Genomic DNA, 15,444 nt, shown 5'->3' on the forward strand with positions numbered 1-15,444 from the left:
GATGTCGTTGGTGATGGCGAACGCGCCGATCACGCCGTCGAAGGAGAAGGAGGCGTCGAGGACCTCCAGGTAGAGGAACATGAAGAACGCGGCCTTGCCCACGAGCTGGACCGCCGAGCCCGGCCCGCCGGAGCGTTCGGCCGCTTCCTCGCGTTCCTCCTCCTCTTCCAGCCGGTTCTCGAAGTAGCCGGAGAGCCCGCCGACGACCAGGTAGGTGATCAGGCCCGCGATGCCGGAGATCAGGACCGTCTGTGCCTTGTCGGCGTGCGCGCCGCCGTGCTGGTGGGCGTGGCCGGCGAAGGTGAAGGCGGTGACCAGCAGGACGATCAGGGCGATGCAGACCGACAGCATGTCGACCTTGCCGAGCCTGGCCAGCGGGCGCTCCAGCCAGGCCAGCCATTTGATGTCCCGGTCCTCGAAGATGAAGTCCAGGAAGATCATCAGCAGGAACATGCCACCGAACGCGGCGATCGACGGGTGCGCGTCGGTGACCAGCTGCTGATAACGGTCCTTGTCGGTCAGGGCCAGCTGGACCGCGTCGTACGGGTTGAGTTTCGCGGTGATCGCGACGATGACGACCGGGAAGACCAGCCGCATGCCGAACACAGCGATCAGGACGCCGACCGTGAGGAAGATCTTCTGCCAGAAGGCGTTCATCTTCTTCAGGATCCCGGCGTTGACGACCGCGTTGTCGAACGACAGCGAGATCTCCAGTACGGCGAGGATGGCCACGATGCCGAACGCGGCCCATCCGTCGTACAGCACTCCCACGGCCAGGCCGAGCGCGGTCACCGCGAACGCCCAGCGGAAGGTCTTCAGAATCACTGGCACCAAGTCCTGTTGTCGGGCGGTCGCCGGAGACGGGCGCGGGGGCCCGTGGCGTCACGGGCGTTGTCTATCACGGCGGTCCATCGCCGCGGGGTCCTGGGGGTCGGGTTCACGTGCCGGTGGGAACCCTCACCGCGAGAAGGGCGACGTCGTCGTCATTGCGGTCGTGCCGGACGCGGCGCAGCACCTGGTCGGTGAGGGGGGCCAGGGGGCGGTGGGCGAGGGAGGCCGCGTGTCTGCTCAGGCGGTTCAGACCCTCGTCGAGGGTGTGGCCGGGTGCCTCGATCAGTCCGTCGGTGTAGAGGAGCAGGGTGGAACCGGGCGGCAGTACGGCGCTCGCGTCGGTGCGGGCGGTGCGGACCCCGGTGCCCAGGAGGATGCCGTGGCCGTCGGTGAGGAAGCGGGTCAGGCCGTCGTGGCTGATCAGCAGCGGCGGGGGGTGACCGGCGTTGGTCCAGCTCAGCTCCCAGTGGCCGTCGTCCCGCTCCTCGATCCGGGCGAGGATCAGGGTGGCCATGCTGACGTCGGTGATGTGCATGATCGCCTCGTCGAGCCGGTCGACGATACGGCTGGGCGGTTCCTTGTGGGCCCAGGCGTAGGCACGGAGCATGTTGCGCAGCTGGGCCATGCCGGCCGCCGCCTCCAGGTCGTGTCCGACGACGTCCCCGACCGCGAGCGCGGTGGCCCCGTCGGACAGGGAGAACGCGTCGTACCAGTCGCCGCCGACCTGGGAGGCGTCGGGGGCGGGCAGATAGCGGGCGGTCATCTCGAGGCCGGGCACCCCCGGCATCTGGGGCAGCAAATGGTTCTGCATGGTCTCGGCGACCTTGCGCTGGCGCTGGAAGAGGCGCGCGTTGTCCAGGGCCAGTCCGGCTCGGCGGGCGATGTCCTCGATCAGGGGCAGATCGGCGGTGGTGAAGTCGACCGGGTCCTTGGCGCGGCCCAGGGTCAGCGCTCCCAGGACCTCGCGGGTGCTGCGGATGGGGGCGATGACGGCTGAGCGGATACCGGTCGCCTCGAACAGGCGGCGCTGCTCGACGGCGATGCCGGAGTCCGGTGCCCGCTGGTAGGTGCGCGGTCCGGCGAGCGCGGAGGCCACCCCGCGCAGCGCCCTGGACAGGGGCATCGGGGACTCCGCGGGAACGGGCGGCATCGGCCCCTCAAGGTCTTCGTGGCGCACCAGGCCCTCGCCCTCCGTGTGGACGACGGCGGTACGCCACACCTCGTCCCGCTCGGTGATGAGGTCGACGACGGCCCAGTCCGCGAGCCGGGGCACCACCAGCTCCGTGAGCCGGCGCAGCGTCTCCTCGACGTCGAGCGTGGAGGTCAGCCGAGTGGTGGTCTCGGCCAGCAGCGCGAGCCGTTGCAGCTCAGGCATGGGTCCGGACGCCGTGCCCGTCTCGGGACGCCGGGCGGTCTCCGGGGTCGGCTGGGCGTGCAGCAGCACCAGCGTGCCGGGTTCCCCGTCGCCGGCGTCGTACGGGGTGATCATCCAGGAGACCGGCAGCAGGGTGCCGTCGCCGCACTCGAAGTGGTCCTCGTCGGCCTGTGCGGTGCGCCGGTCGTGGAAGGCCTGGCGCATCCGGCACTGGCTCCTCGGCAGGGGGTGCCCGTGGGCGTCCCGGTGCAGCAGGTCATGCGCGTCACGACCGAGAAAGCGCTCGGCGGGCCGGACCAGCAGCTGCTGGGCGCGGGCGTTCACGGCGATGACGTGGCCCTCCTCGTCCACCACGTATGCCGCGGTCCCGATGGCTTCCAGCGCACCGGTCAGCGCGGCGGCGGGTGCCACCGGTTCCCCGAGGGGCTCCGTGTCCTCCGGCCCTGCCATGGTGTCCTCTCCTCGCCGATCGGCCGTGCGCGTCGGCCCGCGGCACTCGGCGGTTCCGTTACTGCCGAGTCCCCCGCCTGGGGGGATTCAGCCTCACCCCGTGTGCGCCGGAGACCGGGTTCCCACGGGTCGCCCGGCGAAAGCCGCCCCGGGCACGCCGAGGGCTGGTGCACATCGTCGGGGGCCGGTGGGACGGCGCTGCACAACCGGGCTCCGCGTGATGGCGGTGATAGGCGGAACGCGGCGAGCACCTATGGCACTGCGCACCCGCCGCTCCGCGTGATGGCGGTGATAGGCGGAACGCGGCCGGCCCTATGGCACTGCGCACCCGCCGCTCCGCGTGATGGCGGTGGTACGCGGAGCGTGGCGGGCGCCTCTCGACGCGCCCCCTGGTGCTTCGGTGCGCTGGGGGTGGATGGCCGAATTCCCTCTGCGTGCAGGGGACTTGGCCGTGCGCTGGGTATCGGTGGAGAGAGGGGCGCGGGCGGACGTCAGAGGGAGGGCCGGGGCTGTGGCACGTCTGGCGTGGACGTCCGGCCCGGTCCTGTCCCGTCGGCTGCGGAAGCGGCATCTGGTGCGCCGACTGCGCGCCGAGGGCCGTTACGGGCCCAGGTTCCGTGATGTGCTGCCCGCCTTCGCCGGCCTGGTGGCGGTCGTGTGCGCGGTGGTCGCCGCGCTCACCGTCGGCTATCACGCCGTCGGGCCGGTCGTGCCCGTCGCGGGGGTGGCATTCCTGACCCTGGTCGTCGTGGCCGGGGTCCGGCGCGGGCGGCCGGGTGCCCGCCGTCGCCTCGGCTACTACACCGAGGACGAGCTGTTCGCCCTCGACACCGAGGGGCTCGCGCTGGCGGTGGCGCGGATGCTGCGCCGGGACGGGTGGCGGGTGCGGCTGCTGCCCGCGCCGGACCGGCCGCGCCTGTGTGCCAGGGACGCGGCCGGTCGGCGGATCGACGTGGCCTTCCGGCCGGTGGCCGAACCGCTCCCGGACGAGGATCTGCCGCATCCCCACCCGCACCGCGGGGAGCGGGAATCAGTGCTGCGCCTGGTCGTGCATCGCGGTGTCTTCAGTGCCCGCGACGTCCGGTGGGCGGGGCGGGAGGAGACGATCCGGCTCCTCGACGGTCCCGCTCTCCGCAGCTGGGCGGCGGGCGCCCGCCTCAACGACCTTCTGTCACAAGGTAACTGACAGGGCACCAGGCGCAACCAGGCCCGCCTGGAGGAGTCGCTCAGATCCGTCCGCCGGTCATCCGGGTGATCGGCCCGAGGGTGTGACGTCCGGCGCGGCGGCCAGCCGCGTACGACGTCGCGCTGAGCACCGTGAGGCCCGCTCCGACGCCCGCGGCGATGAGCTTGCGCTGGGCGACCACCGTCCAGGCGGTCTTGGCGACGGCGGCGGCCTGCCCCGAGGCGGCGACGACGCTCTGCCGGCCGACCTCGACGCCCTTGGCCGCGGTGTGCGCGGCACCACTGACAGCCTTGGCCGAACGCTCGGTCACGTCCTTGGTCGCGTTCTTGGCCGCCGACGCGGCGTCGTCCGTCTTGGCGGCGGCCTTGTCCGCGGCCTTGGACGCGGGAGCCGTCGCCTTGGCCGTGGTGCGCCGGGCCTTGGAAGCGGCCGTCCGAGCCGGTGCGGAATCTTGGTTCGTCTGCTCGTTCGATTCACTCATGGACATCGCGTTACCGCTCGTTCCGACGCCAAACACACTCCGCCCTGAGCGATTTCACGACAAGCGTTCGGGCGTACTACGGCCCGACGCGGGGCGATCCCCTCGCCGGGCCGCTCTCACGTCAGCCGATGTGGTAACTGTCGCCGTAGACCTTCCAGTCGAGCGGCGGGTTCAGGTCGAGGTTGCCCTGGCGCAGGAAGACGCGTTGCGCGGTGTCCACCCGGCTGGTGTCGCTGTGGGCCTCCTCCTGCTTCATCGCCCACACGCGTGCGTCGAGGAAGGCGTTGAGGTACGTCGTCTCGTTGCCGCCCTGCGCCGGCGGCTTGGCCGTGCGCAGGGCGCGTCGGCGGATGCTGCTGAAGCTGGTCGCGTCGCCGCCGTCGCCGTGCATGACGATGGCGTCGTAGTAGTCGAACTGGCCGAGCGCGCGCAGCCCGTCCGTCTTGCCCTGGCGGACGGCGGGGTTGAAGTAGACGCGGTCGCGTTCGTCGTTCTGGGCCTGTTGGAACGCCGAGTCCTGGGCCGCCTTGCGCCAGTCGGCGGGGAAGTTCGGGTCCAGGCCGGAGTGGGAGTCGGTGCCGTTGACGCGGCGCAGGGCCGGCAGGTACTTGGCGAGGACGTTGCCGGGCTTGCGGTCGGTGTAGAGCTGGACGAGGTCGAGCATGTCCCCGGTGCCGGAGCAGAAGCCGATGATGCCGGCGGTGTAGCCGCGGCCGTCGCCTATGTCCTCGATGTACTTGTACTGGGCCTTCCAGTCGAGCGAGGAGTTCTCCGCGCTCGACACCAGCTTCATGGCGATCTCCTTCTTCGCGGGGTCGTCGAGACCGGGCGCGGCCGCGGGCGCCGCCGTGGCGAGCGCAGGGCTGAGGATTCCGGCGCAGGCCACCGCGCCCATGAGGGCGAGGACGGCACGGCGGGAGGTGCGGGCGACCGGCTGCACTGTGTCAGGTTCCACGGGGGCTCCAAGTGGAGGTGGGGGGTGGAGAGTTGGCCCGGACTTGGTCCGGACCTGATTGTTAGGAATGTTTCCTACCAGTGCGCGACGCGAGCAGTAACCCACTGCACCGAAAGTTTGGAGAATCGAACGAACTACGGGGTGGGGTGCATCAGTTCGCACCCGCTGGTCCGGGGACGCCCTTGACGAAGACGACGGCGCCACCCACCGCGCGGCATCGACATCCCCGGCCGGCGACGACCGACGGCCGGCCGGGGTTCCCGCTCCGTGGGGTCAGAAGTGGCGGGGCAGGCGGACGACCTGGACGAAGAAGTCGTCGATCTGGCGGACCGCGGCGATGAACTGGTCCAGGTCGACCGGCTTGGTGACGTAGGCGTTGGCGTGGAGGCGGTAGCTGCGCAGGATGTCCTCCTCGGCCGCCGAGGTGGTGAGGACGACGACCGGGATGTGGGACAGCTCCGGGTCGGACTTGATCTTCTCCAGGACCTGACGGCCGTCGTACTTGGGCAGATTCAGATCGAGCAGGATCAGGTCGGGCTGCGGCGCCTCGGTGTGCTCACCGCGCCGGTAGAGGAAATCGAGCGCCTCCTCGCCGTCCCGCACCACATGGAGGGTGTTGCCGATCTTGTTGTCCTCGAACGCCTCACGGGTCATCAGCTCGTCGCCGGGATCGTCCTCGACGAGGAGCACGTCTATCGGCCTGGCGGCAGGGGTGGTCATGTCAGAGCCTTTTCCTCGGTGCCGATCCCGGACGCCTCCGGGGTCTCGACGAAGGACGGGAGGGTGAAGCAGAAGCGCGTGCCGTCCGTGTGAGCGGTGTCGATCCAGATCCTGCCACCGTGCTGTTCCACGATCTTCTTGCACAGGGCCAGCCCGATGCCGGTACCACCGTAGGCGTCCCGGCCGTGCAGTCGCTGGAAGATGATGAAGACCTTCTCCGTGAACTGCTCGGGGATGCCGATGCCGTTGTCCGTGACGGTCATCAGCAGGCTGTCCGGCTCGTCCGGGTCCGTGTCGCAGGTGATGACCACATGCGGAGTGAGCTCGGGCCGGCGGAACTTGAGGGCGTTGCCGATCAGGTTCTGCCACAGCATGGCCAGCAGGGTCGGGTCCCCGACGATCTCGGGCAGGCGCTCGGGCCGGTCCACGCGGGCGCCGGACTCCTCCACCGCGGCGCCCAGGTTGGCCAGCGCCTTGTCCAGCGCCCGGTCGAGCCCGACGGGCACCCGGGCGTCGTTGACGCGTCCGACCCGGGAGAAGGTCAGCAGGTCGTTGATGAGCACCTGCATGCGCCGGGCCCCGTCGACGGCGAAGTCGATGTACTGCCGGCCCCGGTCGTCCAGTGCGTCGCCGTAGCGCTTCTCCAGCAGCTGGCAGAAGGAGGCGATCTTGCGCAGCGGTTCCTGGAGGTCGTGGGAGGCGACGTAGGCGAACTGCTCCAGCTCGGCGTTGGAGCGGCGCAGTTCCACGGCCTGCGCGTCCAGGTCGGCGGCCTGCTGGGTCAGCGCCTGCTGGTGTTCCCGGGAGGCCTCCAGTTCGGCCACGATGTGCCAGCGCATGCCCTCGACGGCGTTGGCCACCGCGATCAGGTCGGCCGGGCCGCCGACGGAGATGACGTGGCCGAAGTCGCCGCCCGACACCCGCCTCGACGCGCTGCTCAGCGCCTCCAGGGGGCGGGTCACCAGGAGCCGGACCAGGACGGCGAATGCCAGGACGGCCAGCAGAAAGGCCGCCACCATGCCGCCGAGGACCCAGTCGCGGACCTTGCGTTCATGGACCAGACGGGCGCGGCCGTCCTCGACCGCCTTCGCCAGGTCGGCGTCCTGGCGGTCCCACAGAGCGCGCAGGCGGTCGAACTCCTTGCCGCCCCGGTCGGCCTTCGCCCGGTCCGGCGGCCGCGGGCTGCCCGGGGTGAGCGAGGCCGCGACGGGTTCGGCGTAGGCACGGCGCCACTCGGCCGCCTGGTTCTCGACCGCCCTGAGGTCGGCCAGCAGTTCCGGGCGGTCGCCGACGAACTCCCGCAACCGGTCGGCCGATTGGGCCTCGTCCCGCTTGCCCTGGGTGTACGGGTCCAGGAACTGCCGGTCGGCGGTGATCGCGTAGCCGCGAATGCCCGTCTCCTGGTTCACCTGCGCCGCCTGGAGCCGGTACGCCTCGGTCTGGGCGGGCTGGATGCGCCGCAGCAGTTGGTCGCTCACCTGCGCCGTCCGGCTCAGCAGGTGGGCGCCGACGAGGCTGCCGACCACCACCAGCAGCGTCATGAGGGCCAGCAGCAGGTAGAACCAGCCCTGCACCGTCAGTCGGCGTCCGATCCGTGCCACACCCGTCACTCGTCCCACCCTGTGCTCCGACACCACGTCCCGCTCACTCAGTTCCAGTTCAGATGGACGACGGCCACGTCGTCCGCCAGTCCGCCGCGCGCCTCGGCCAGGCTCTCGGCCTTCTCGATCAGCCGGTCGACGAACGCCTCCGGCTCCAGGCCCGCACCCTCCCGGGCGAGGGCCAGCAGGCCTTCCTCGCCGAGGCGTTCGGGGCCACGGCTGACATGCCCCTCGAACAGTCCGTCGGTGAAGAGCATCACCGACGTGCCCGCCGGGACCGGCAGTTCCGCGGTCGGCCAGCACGCGCCGCCGGGGACCATGCCGAGGGCCGGTCCGCCCGGCACCTCCACCCACTCGACATCGGCCCCCGTGCGTCTCAGCAGGCCGTGGTGACCGGCCCGTACGACCTGCGCCCGCTGCTCCCCCGGTACCGCGGCCAGGCTCACGAGGGTGGCGAAGACCTCGTCGCGGGCGCGCTCGGCCATCAGCAGTTCCTCTAGGCGCGCCATCTGCTCCGCCCCGGTGATGCCGCTCAGGACGAGGGTGCGCCAGGCGATCCGCAGGGCGACCCCGAGGGCCGCCTCGTCCGGTCCGTGCCCGGAGACGTCCCCGATGAGCGCGTGGAGGGTGCCGTCGGCGTCCTGGACGATGTCGTAGAAGTCGCCCCCGAGGAGGGCCTGCGCGCGGCCGGGCCGGTAACGGGCGACCACGCGGACGCCCTCGGCGCGCAGCAGGGGGCGGGGCAGGAGTCCGCGTTCGAGGCGGGCGTTCTCCTGTGCCTGGAGCGCGCCGGCCTGGAGGGCGACGGCCGCCTGCTCGGTCTGCTTGCGCTGGATCGCGTAGCGCACCGCACGTCCGAACAGCTCGGGCTCCACGCGGCCCTTGACCAGGTAGTCCTGCGCGCCGGCCGCGACAGCGGCGAGGCCGGTCTGCTCCTCGGCGAGCCCGGTGAGGACCACGATCGCCACCTGCTCGGCCAGCCCCTGCACCAGGGAGACCGCCTCGAGGCCCTGCGCGTCCGGGAGGTGCAGGTCGAGCAGGACGCAGTCGGGCGTCTCGGTGGCGAGCACCTCGGCGGCCTCTGTCATCGACCGCACCCATCGCAGGTCCATCTTCATGCTGCCGTCGACGACGAGTTCCTCGACGAGCACCGCGTCGCCGGGATCGTCCTCCACCAGCAGCACCGAAGGCTCCCAGAGCTCCCACGCCGTCTCGGCAGCGGCTGCCGTCGTCGGCACCAACTCGGCAGCCTCAGTCTCCGGGATCACTGCGGTCCCGACCTCCCCAGCCCATAGATGTCGTCCGTCCTCGCACGTCGCCGGAGCGACGCCGTAGCACGGTCAGAACAACCATCCGATTCACCGCTCACGCGGGTCCGGCCGCGTGGCCCCCGCGGGGTACCCCTCCCCACGGTCCCGATCCCGTGGCCGATCTCACCTCATGGGCACGTCCTCACCAGGGTGAGACCAGAGGCGGCGGAGCGCCATGGGGCCTTTGCCCGCCCTCAGCGACGTCGTCATCGTCCGCCCATCTCGAGACTGTGGTTGTCCTGGCCGCGTTTACCCCCGATCCGCTCGACCATGCCCGGCGATCACCCGGACCCTGCCGTCTCCGCCTTCGGGTGTGCTCTCCTGGTTCCGATCCACGTCGTGGGGAACCGGGTAGAACGTCAGAAAGGAGTTCCCGTGACCACCTACGTGATCACCGTCCCCGGCACGTTCCTCAACGAGGTCGCCGACAGCGTCTGCTCCGACGTCGGGCGGCGGCTGCGGCCCCAGGACCCCAGGAACACCGATCTCGGGGAGAGCGAGGAGCTGAGTCTGCTGAGCGTGGAGGACGACGGCGTGTTCGCCGCCCGGGTCGAGGTCGAGGCCGCCGACCGGTCCGAGGCCGAGGCCGAGGCGGTACGGCTGGTCTCCCGGGCCCTGCGGGACAGCGGCCTGTCCGAAGAAGACGCGGCGCTCGGACAGGCGGTCGTGACGGGTATCGACAGCGAGTTCTGAGGCGAGCGTGACCAGCATCGACAGGTGAGGCGGGCGCATAACCGGCGGTCGGGTGCGGCCGGTACGGGGGACGGTGCGCGGGATGGTGCGCGGCCGGTACGGGGGATGGCGCCGCGGGGTTCCTCGGGCGAGGATGTTCTCTTCGCGCAGTGCAGTCCGCGCCCGCGGTCCACGGCTCATCCGGTGCTCCGCGGCTGGGACGGACGACGTCGGCCGCCGGTTCTGAAGGAGCCCCGGGATGGGTTCACACGCAGCGCCGCACCACCGCAACAGGCGCCTCCTGGTGCTGGCCTCGGGCCTGATGCTCGTGGTCGGCGGGCTCCTGGGCCTCCCCCGTGCCGACGGCGCTCCCGCCGAGGGCGACGCCTGCCACACCGCGAGCACAGGGCTGCCCCGCGGGGACTGCGGGCCGTTCTGGCAGGTCCTCGCAGAGGACTTCAACGGCGACCGGGTGCCGCTGGGTTCCTTCAGCGACTGCGAGCACGACGTGGACACGTCCGCGGCCTACTGCGGTGGGCTCAAGGGGAAGTACCGGGACAACTGGTGGGCGTATCCGACGGGTTGGCCCGATACGGCCCGCAGCAGGGGCCGGCAGGTGGTGGGGGTCTACCACCCGGAGGACACCGTGAGCGTCGGTCCCGCGGCGAACGGCGACGGACGGATGTCGGTGCGGATGTGGCGCCCTGCCGACGGCGGTCCCGTCCATGCGGCGGCCCTGGTGCCGCGGGCGGTCATGCAGATGAAGTACGGCAAGTACAGCGCGCGCATCAAGGTCACCGAGCCGGCTCCGGGGTACAAGTCCGCCTGGCTGCACTACGGCGGGGGCTGCGAGATGGACCACCCCGAGGGCGAATGGGACGGTGAGCTCAGCTCCTTCCACCATCCGTGCGGTGGCGGTGAGCAGGGCTACTTCCCCGGCAGCGACGACTGGACGCACTGGCACACCGTGTCCACCGAGTGGACGCCGGGGCATGTCCGCTTCTTCGTCGACGGCCGCCTGACGGGCCATGACACCCGCGGGGTACCGGACCGGCCCCTGTCCTGGGTCCTCCAGAACGAGAGCGCGCTGGAGGGTCCGGTCGCGGCGCCGGGGAGCAGTGCGCGGCTGGAGATCACGTGGGTGGCGGCGTACGCGTACGGCTGGAAGTGACGGCCGGGCCGGCCCGGCGGAACCGACGAGGGGACGGCGGCGTGTCGTCCGTGGTGGGCCCGCTCCCTACGGCACCTCCGGCAGCAGCGCCCGTGCCGCCTCGCGGTGTTCGGCCGCCGCCGTCGGGTCCGTCGTGTCGAGGAGGGTCGCCAGGCCCTCGTGGGCGAGGGCCTCTGCGTGACGGTTGCCGAGTCCCGGGGCGAGGGCGAGGGCTTCGCGGTGCAGGCGCAGGGCCCGGTCGGGGAGGCCCGCCAGACGGCAGGTCTCGGCATAGGGGTGCAGGAAGTGGATCTTCCAGTGATCCTCGAAGAGTTCGTCCAGCAGGGCGAACGCCTGTTCGTGAGCGGCCAGGGCCTCCTCGTGGCGGCCCATCCGGCGCAGCGCCACGCCGAGACAGTTCAGGCACCAGGCCTCGTTGTGCCGGTGCCCGTCCTCGCGGGCCAGCGCGAGCGCCCGGTGCAGGTGCTCGCCGGCCGCGTCGGGGTCCTCGTGGGCGACGGCCACACCGAGGGTGATCAGGGCCGTCAGCGTGGGCGGCCACGCGCTGTCGGCGTGCGGGACCTCCAGCGCCGTGCGGGCGAGCTGCGCGGCCTCCTCGCGGTGTCCCAGCTGGAGCAGTGCCCAGGCCTCGTACGCGGTCGCGTGGGCCGTGCCCATGGGGCAGTCGGCGTCCGCGTACAGCTTTCCCGCCAGCCGGAACAGGTCGAGCGGTTCCTCGACGTACCCCTCGTCCCATCTCAAGTAGCCGCGCCGCATGGCGAGTTCGGCCTCGACACGCAGGTCACCCGACCGCGACAGCAGTGATGCCGCAGACTCGTACGCGGCCGCCGCTTCCGCCGTCCGGCCCGCGTTGTAGCGGGCGAAGCCCAAGTCGCTGTGCACCTCGGCGAGTCGGAGCGGGTCTCCCAGACGCTGGGCAGCCGCCAGGGAGTGCTCGAAGAGGCCGTTGAGCATGGTGGTGCCGCAGCGGCGGGCGAAGTACGACCGCATGAAGCGCGGCAGCTCGCACAGGTGCCGGTCGGCGCCGGCCCTCTCCGCCGCCTCGAACGCGGCCAGGAGGTTCAGGTACTCGGTGCCGAACCAGATGAGCGCGGCGAGCTTGTGGTCGAATCGCGGCAGCTCGGCCGGCGGGCCGTCCACGGAGGGCCGCCGGCGCAGGCCCGGGAACGGCATCGCGGCGTCCGCGGCGGCGGCCGCGTGCACATAGTGGTCGAGGACCCGGATGAGCGCCCGGTCCCGGTCCGTCTCGGAGTCCTGCTCGACGGTGGAACGCAGGGCGTGCTGGTGCACCAGGTCGTGGAGCCGGTAGCGGCCCGCCGCCGGCTGCTGTACGAGGTGCGCGTCCAGGAGGTCCTCCAGCATCGCGCGGGCGTCGCGCAGCGGCACGTCGGCCAGGGCCGCCGCCACGTACTCGTCGAAGGACGACCCCGGCAGCAGACCCAGCAGCCGGAACAGCCGGGCCTTCGGACGGTCCAACTGCCGTACGGACATGGCGAAGGCGGTGTCGAACTCGCCGGCTCCCTCCGCCATCCGCTCGACGAGGATGCCCACCGTCCAGCCCGGCCGGTGCCGCAGCCGGGCCGCGGTCAGCCGCAGGGCCAGCGGCAGCCGGCCGCACAGCCGCAGCACCTCTGCGGTGTTCTCGGGGTCACGGGCGAGGCGGCCCTCGGGGTCGTCGGCCTCGCCGCTGGCGCGGGCCAGCAGTTCGGCGCTCTCCTGCTCGGTGAGGACGTCCAGGGAGACCGGCGGGACCTCGTCGAGGCCCAGCAGCCGGTTGCGGCTGGTGATCAGGGCGACGGAGGAACCGGCGCCGGGCAGCAGCGGACGGACCTGGTCGGCGTCGGCCGCGTTGTCGAGGACCACGACCGCCCGCCGGTGCGCGAGCTCGGAGCGCCAGCAGGCGGCGAGTTCCTCGACGCCGCCCTCCTGCGGGACCTTCTCGGAGGGCACGTCCAGTGCGGCGAGCAGGGTCCGCAACGCGCGGTCGGGGTCGAGCGGCTCGCGGCCCGCGGTGAAGCCGTGCAGATCGAGGTAGAGCTGGGCGTCCGGGTAGTCGGCGGCGAGCCGGTGCGCGGCGTGCACCGCCAGGCAGGTCTTGCCGACGCCCGCCATGCCGTCGACGGCGATGACCCGGCTGTCGGCGACCCCCTCGAGCACGGCTCGCAGCTGGGCCGCGCGCCCCGTGAAGTCGGGCACGTCGCGCGGCAGGTCGTTGCGGGGCGGCCGCGGCGCCCCGGCGGGCGGCGACGGAGGCGGGACCTGGCGGCTGGTCCTCGGCGGTGCCGGCAGGGGGCTGGAGGCCCGCTCCCACAGGGGGCGCAGCGGGCGCGGGTCGCGCTGGACCAGGCGGCACAGGGCGATCACCGCGGGCCAGGGCGGGACCGTCCGGCCGCTGAGGTAGCGGGACAGGGACGAGGAGCTGAGCCCGGCGTCCCGCGCGAGGGCCCGCACGCCCCGTTTCGACAGCTCCTGGAGCAGGCGCAGTCGTGCCGCCAGCTCCTCCTGCGGATCGCCGCCGGGTGTTCCGCCGTACTCCACCACTGTCCCCCGCCCCCTGTGTCCTGCCCCGGTGTCCCGCCCCGGCCCACGAAGTCCTGCCCGGATCGTGCCTGTTCACGGCCGTTACGGCTGTCCCACGGTGTCCCACGGCCGTCGTCCTGACAACCCCTCTCGGCTGAGATGGAACCACGCCCCGCAGGGACGGGGCACCCGATCCGCAGAGGAGAGCATCAGATGCAGTCCCGTATGCAGAACCCCGCCGTCGTCCTGTCCGACGCGATGCAGCCCATCCAGCAGCTCATGAAGACCGTCCACACGGGCGGGGTGGACGGGCAGACGCTGGAGCTGGTGCACCTGCGGGTCAGTCAGATCAACGGGTGCAGCGCCTGTGTCGACGGCGGCGCCAGGACCGCCCGCAAGGCCGGGGTGAGCGACGAGCGGCTGGCCACGGTCGCCGCGTGGCGCGAGGCCCCGTACTTCAGCGAGGAGGAGCGGGCGGCGCTCGCGCTCGCCGAGGCGGCGACCCGTCTTGCCGACCGTCCCGACGCGGTGAGCGACGAGATCTGGGACGCCGCGGCCACCTATTTCGACGAGAAGCAGCTGGCCGCGATCGTCCTGATGGTGGGCGTGACCAACCTGTTCAACCGGCTCAACGCCACGACCCGGCAGATCGCCGGCGCGTGGGGATGACCTGCGCGGCGGCCGACCGGGCGTGAAGATGTCCCTGAGCGTTGCGCCGCCCCCGTGCCACACCCTGCCCCACTGATATCCGTGACATCCGTGCACCAGGAGGAAACATCATGACCGGCACCCGGAAGACGACGAAGAGGACCGAGACGTTCACCGCCGAGGAGCGCGCCGCGATGAAGGAGCGCGCCCAGGAGGTCAAGGCGTCGGCGCGCCGCGGCGCGCGGGCCGACAAGGCGGCGGAGGACGAGGCCGCCGTGGTCGCGAAGATCGCCGAGATGCAGGACTCGGACCGGGTCATGGCCGAGCGGATCCATGCCGTGGTGAAGGCGAGCGCGCCGGACCTGGCTCCGAAGCTCTGGTACGGGATGCCCGCGTACGCCAAGGACGGCAAGGTCGTCTGTTTCTTCCAGAGCGCGCAGAAGTTCAACGCCCGGTACGCGACCTTCGGGTTCAACGACAAGGCGGAGCTCGACGAGGGCACCATGTGGCCGACGGCCTTCGCGCTCACGAAGCTCACGGCCGCGGACGAGGCGCGGATCGCCGAGCTGGTGAAGAGGGCGGCGGGCTGAGCCGAGGGAACGGAAGAGGGGTCGAGAAGGTGCGCAGGCCGACGAACAGCCGAGGTCCCGTGGGGCTGTTCGTCGGCCTGTGCACCTTGGACGTGGTGCAGCTCGTCGACCATGTGCCGGGCTCCAACGAGAAACTGACGGCCCGTGAGCAGGTGGTGGCCGCAGGCGGGCCGGCGGCGAACGCGGCGGTCGCCTTCGGCCATCTGGGCGGTACGGCGAGGCTGCTCACCGGGATCGGCGCCCATCCGCTGGGAGTCGCGGTGGCGGCGGATCTGGGTCGCCTCGGGGTGGACGTGGTGGACCTGGCGGACGGTTGGGTCGAGCCGCCGGCCGTGTCGTCCATTCTCGTCACGGCGTCGAGCGGGGACCGTGCCGTCGCCTCGACCAACGCGGTGGGGCGGAGCCTGACACCGCCCGCCGGTCTCGACGCGTTGGTGGCCGACTGTGACATCGTCGAATTCGACGGCCACCACGCCGAGTTGGCGGTGGCCGCGGCCCGTGCGGGGCGGGCCTCCGGTCGGCGCACGGTGCTCGACGGGGGCAGTTGGAAACCCGGGACGGAGGAGCTGCTGGCGTCGATCGACGTGGCCGTGTGCTCTGCGGACTTCCGGCCACCCGGTACGGAGAGCCCCGAGGACGTCCTGCGTTTCCTGCGGGAACGCGGGGTCGCCTGGTCGGCGGTCAGTCGTGGTGAGCGGCCGATCCTGTGGGCGGGCGGCGACGCCGGCGGCACCGTTGAGGTGCCTACCGTGCGGGTTGCGGACACGCTGGGCGCGGGGGACGTCCTCCATGGGGCACTGACCCATCACCTCGCGAGTCAGGGCGAGTTGACCGTGGACGGATTCACCGAGGCCTTGCGCCAAGCGGCGGTGGTGGCTTCCCGGGCGTGCGCTTCCTTCGGCACCCGTGCCTGGATGCGGGAGCGTTGACGTAC

The 15,444-nt window shown here is 71.9% G+C and carries 14 protein-coding genes; 6 read left to right on the forward strand and 8 right to left on the reverse strand.

The annotated features are described in order from the left end of the window. Together IF54_RS0131735 and IF54_RS0131740 are read right to left on the reverse strand one after the other, a co-directional pair. Positions 1-825: DUF475 domain-containing protein (locus IF54_RS0131735; protein WP_030325040.1), on the reverse strand; the 825-nt coding region annotated here is incomplete at its 3' end. A 112-nt stretch (positions 826-937) separates the two neighbouring features. Beyond that, a complete protein-coding gene (locus IF54_RS0131740; RefSeq protein ID WP_030325042.1) occupies positions 938-2,656 on the reverse strand; it encodes a SpoIIE family protein phosphatase in 1,719 nt (572 codons plus the stop codon). 511 nt (positions 2,657-3,167) lie between these two features. Here IF54_RS0131740 and IF54_RS0131745 point away from each other — a divergent pair. Next, entirely contained in the window at positions 3,168-3,842 is a 675-nt protein-coding gene (locus tag IF54_RS0131745) for a hypothetical protein (RefSeq protein WP_051735609.1), read from the forward strand. A 40-nt stretch (positions 3,843-3,882) separates the two neighbouring features. On the opposite strand, the gene IF54_RS0131750 is transcribed toward IF54_RS0131745, so the two are convergent. The 5 genes from IF54_RS0131750 to IF54_RS0131770 form a co-directional block, all read right to left on the reverse strand. Further along, positions 3,883-4,329, reverse strand: coding sequence for a hypothetical protein (locus IF54_RS0131750; protein ID WP_030325046.1), 447 nt, complete (start codon positions 4,327-4,329; stop codon positions 3,883-3,885). Between the two features lie 115 nt (positions 4,330-4,444). After that, the gene (locus IF54_RS0131755; RefSeq protein WP_234439114.1) at positions 4,445-5,218 is read right to left on the reverse strand and encodes a chitosanase; all 774 of its coding nucleotides are present in this window, start codon (positions 5,216-5,218) and stop codon (positions 4,445-4,447) included. 333 nt (positions 5,219-5,551) lie between these two features. Continuing rightward, positions 5,552-5,998 carry a response regulator gene (locus IF54_RS0131760; RefSeq protein ID WP_020138284.1) on the reverse strand — a complete coding sequence of 149 codons (447 nt, stop codon included), beginning with the start codon at positions 5,996-5,998 and terminating at the stop codon, positions 5,552-5,554. Further along, complete coding sequence (locus IF54_RS0131765; RefSeq protein ID WP_030325051.1) at positions 5,995-7,590, reverse strand: sensor histidine kinase; 1,596 nt, start codon at positions 7,588-7,590, stop codon at positions 5,995-5,997. Before IF54_RS0131765 ends, IF54_RS0131760 begins: the two co-directional genes overlap by 4 nt. Positions 7,591-7,646: 56 nt before the next feature. Further along, on the reverse strand, positions 7,647-8,837 hold the full coding sequence (locus IF54_RS0131770) for a PP2C family protein-serine/threonine phosphatase (RefSeq protein ID WP_420790711.1): 1,191 nt from the start codon (positions 8,835-8,837) through the stop codon (positions 7,647-7,649). A gap of 447 nt (positions 8,838-9,284) precedes the next feature. Between IF54_RS0131770 and IF54_RS0131775 the strand changes: the two genes are divergently transcribed. Both IF54_RS0131775 and IF54_RS0131780 read left to right on the forward strand, forming a co-directional pair. Further along, on the forward strand, positions 9,285-9,602 hold the full coding sequence (locus tag IF54_RS0131775) for a hypothetical protein (RefSeq protein ID WP_030325055.1): 318 nt from the start codon (positions 9,285-9,287) through the stop codon (positions 9,600-9,602). A 238-nt stretch (positions 9,603-9,840) separates the two neighbouring features. Further along, positions 9,841-10,752: a glycoside hydrolase family 16 protein gene (locus tag IF54_RS0131780; protein WP_030325057.1), complete on the forward strand. Its 912-nt coding sequence runs from the start codon at positions 9,841-9,843 to the stop codon at positions 10,750-10,752. A gap of 66 nt (positions 10,753-10,818) precedes the next feature. On the opposite strand, the gene IF54_RS0131785 is transcribed toward IF54_RS0131780, so the two are convergent. Next, positions 10,819-13,290, reverse strand: coding sequence for an ATP-binding protein (locus IF54_RS0131785; protein ID WP_030325059.1), 2,472 nt, complete (start codon positions 13,288-13,290; stop codon positions 10,819-10,821). Positions 13,291-13,485: 195 nt separating this feature from the next. Here IF54_RS0131785 and IF54_RS0131790 point away from each other — a divergent pair, with 195 nt between their 5' ends. The 3 genes from IF54_RS0131790 to IF54_RS0131800 all read left to right on the forward strand — a co-directional run bounded on the left by IF54_RS0131790 (position 13,486) and on the right by IF54_RS0131800 (position 15,439). Continuing rightward, complete coding sequence (locus tag IF54_RS0131790) at positions 13,486-13,941, forward strand: carboxymuconolactone decarboxylase family protein (RefSeq protein ID WP_030325060.1); 456 nt, start codon at positions 13,486-13,488, stop codon at positions 13,939-13,941. 110 nt (positions 13,942-14,051) lie between these two features. Beyond that, positions 14,052-14,510: an iron chaperone gene (locus tag IF54_RS0131795; protein WP_030325061.1), complete on the forward strand. Its 459-nt coding sequence runs from the start codon at positions 14,052-14,054 to the stop codon at positions 14,508-14,510. Between the two features lie 29 nt (positions 14,511-14,539). Further along, positions 14,540-15,439: a PfkB family carbohydrate kinase gene (locus IF54_RS0131800; RefSeq protein ID WP_030325062.1), complete on the forward strand. Its 900-nt coding sequence runs from the start codon at positions 14,540-14,542 to the stop codon at positions 15,437-15,439. Positions 15,440-15,444 lie beyond the last annotated feature (5 nt).

Origin of the sequence: Streptomyces sp. NRRL B-3229 (assembly GCF_000719505.1) — a bacterium.
Lineage (GTDB): Bacteria > Actinomycetota > Actinomycetes > Streptomycetales > Streptomycetaceae > Streptomyces > Streptomyces griseorubiginosus.